The 2,179-nt window shown below is 40.2% G+C and carries 4 protein-coding genes; all 4 read right to left on the reverse strand.

What is annotated here, in order from left to right; all coding sequences use genetic code 11:
• Nucleotides 1–926 (reverse strand): SUMF1/EgtB/PvdO family nonheme iron enzyme (locus M663_RS0110580; protein ID WP_273702699.1); only part of this gene is annotated, 926 nt, incomplete at its 3' end.
• Nucleotides 926–1,153, reverse strand: coding sequence for a hypothetical protein (locus tag M663_RS0110585; RefSeq protein ID WP_029688880.1), 228 nt, complete (start codon nucleotides 1,151–1,153; stop codon nucleotides 926–928). The genes M663_RS0110585 and M663_RS0110580, both read right to left, overlap by 1 nt.
• A 13-nt stretch (nucleotides 1,154–1,166) precedes the next feature.
• Nucleotides 1,167–1,490 (reverse strand): hypothetical protein, encoded by a 324-nt coding sequence (locus tag M663_RS0110590; RefSeq protein ID WP_029688881.1) that lies wholly within the window; start codon nucleotides 1,488–1,490, stop codon nucleotides 1,167–1,169.
• The gene (locus M663_RS0110595; protein ID WP_029688882.1) at nucleotides 1,491–2,153 is read right to left on the reverse strand and encodes a hypothetical protein; all 663 of its coding nucleotides are present in this window, start codon (nucleotides 2,151–2,153) and stop codon (nucleotides 1,491–1,493) included.
• Nucleotides 2,154–2,179 lie beyond the last annotated feature (26 nt).

Below are 2,179 nucleotides of genomic sequence, written 5' to 3' on the forward strand. Positions count from 1 at the left end.
TTCATACTGTTTGCAATTACTGTATTGAATTTTGGAGCTCCAAGATTATTTGCATCTACTCCATCGCCTGCAACAGGTGAATCTATTTTCAGTGTATCCGCTGTACCTGGGTCAACAAGACTACCATCTTGCAAAATCGCTTTCCATTCTGTACTAGAAGCACTTTGGTCTTTGGTACCATCTGCTGCATTATTGTTCTCAAGAATTTGTATTTCACCAATATTAAGCCTCAAGCCTCCTACCCATTCCCACACATTGCCGTTTAGATCATATATACCGAACGGTGTCCCATCATGAGTCCATGGCAACGGCCCTGATCCGGTTAATACCCTGCCTACGGTAGTAGGATTATAAAAATAACTTACAACACCTTTTTCAGAATTTACACCGACATCTTTGCCATAATAATTATTCCCACGTGGCATAAAGCCATTCTTTTTACACCACAGCGCCAAAGCCGCCCATTCAGCATTGGTCATCAGGTGCCAACCGTTCCCTTTTTGATTGCATGCTAAAATAGCATTATCAAAAGTAATATAGGGACCAGGATCTCTATGTTTTAAGCTAATCGCCCTCAAAGTTGAGCCTGAACCAGTTGTAAAGCACTGATATTTCGAAATGTATAATTTGGACTTTATATTCCCATTTACGATAAATGCAGGGTGTGCTGAAGTTGGAGCACCTGAAAGTAAATCAGACTGAAGCATCATTGGTATTACAACCATTACCGATGGATTTCCTTGGTCATCAAACAGCACCGTATTTCGACCAAAGCTCGCTTCCTCTACTCGCTCCCTCCATGATCGCTGCTCTGTAGCATCGGTTATTACACCACCTACCTCAAACCTGTTTGTAAGAGCAATTTCAATTTCATGTATTTCTTTCAATAGTTGTCCCTGAGTATATGGTCCACTTATATACTTCATTAAAACATACCTCCTTCCATGCCTTCCAGTATTTCTGGCATTTCAGGCTGAGGAAACAAATCTATATTATTGCGCCTTAAGTCATTCTCAAACACAGGCAGATATTGCAAAGCCTCAGATTCTCCGCCTTTTACATGCATTACTCCCTGCAAATTGACATCCTCATCTGAAAAATCTACTTCAATTTTTGTTGTGCTATCATCTATAACCGTTATATTATAAAGCATCTTACTCCCTCCTCTAAAATTCTATAACTGACACATCCAGGGAGGCTCCCTCTGATATGGCATATATTTGTACTGCATTAGACGGATCAAATTCAAATTCTACCGCAGCCCCTGGCTCCACCGGAAAGCCATTCTGCTGTGTAACATTTGACGGTCCAATTCTAAACCTTAGCACTGCATCCTCATTTTTTACTATCATTTTTCTCCTTCCGGACAAAGCAGAAACGCCTGCAAAAACTTCAGCTGCAGTGGCCGTTATGGTTTTTACGCCTACTACCGGTGCGCGCATTGTTGAATTTAATGTATCATCCCTATTTGGCAATACAATTTCCGGCATTTACACCACCTCCTCAAACATAAATACCAAGTTATTACCCTGCTGTTTAAAACCATATTTATAGGTTTTTTGTGCTGCTGCATCCTCAAACAAATGAGGCATCTCTGATTCTGAATGTGCTTTTAAAGCATCAGAATTCCCTTTCACTGTTTCCGTAGTGCGTCCTTCTCCTGCCAGGTCGTTTACTTGTGAATCCGTATATTCATTCATTTGCCCAACCGTAACATATGCGGCCAAATCAACGGTACCAGTAATATCCGAAGCATTATCGATTATTACATTAACTACATAGTCATTCACGAAGTTGGGACTTTCTGCAGCTGACGGGATATAATCCGGAGTATCCGCTTGTATAATCATAAACAATACATCGGTAGCATCACCATCCAGTTTTGCAAAAACTCCTATTTGAAAAAGGTTAAACCCAGAAACAATGCTTGTATTGCTTAATTGGAGCCTTAGTTTTGTTACATTGTCCGTTTCTATTATTGAAGTAATAGACAAGTTCTTTTTGTAATCCGAAATTGCAGTCTGTTCGGCTAATAATTCAACATCAACGCTACCTGCACCACATTGAGCTTTTGTAAAATTGAATATATTTCCTTGTGCCCTAGCAAGTAAATTAAGACCGGCATTTGTAATAACTGATGTCCACCTGCCCATCAGGCAACCACCTCCTCTTTATATTG

It is taken from the genome of Thermoanaerobacter sp. A7A, assembly GCF_000445185.1.
Taxonomy (GTDB): Bacteria; Bacillota; Thermoanaerobacteria; order Thermoanaerobacterales; family Thermoanaerobacteraceae; genus Thermoanaerobacter.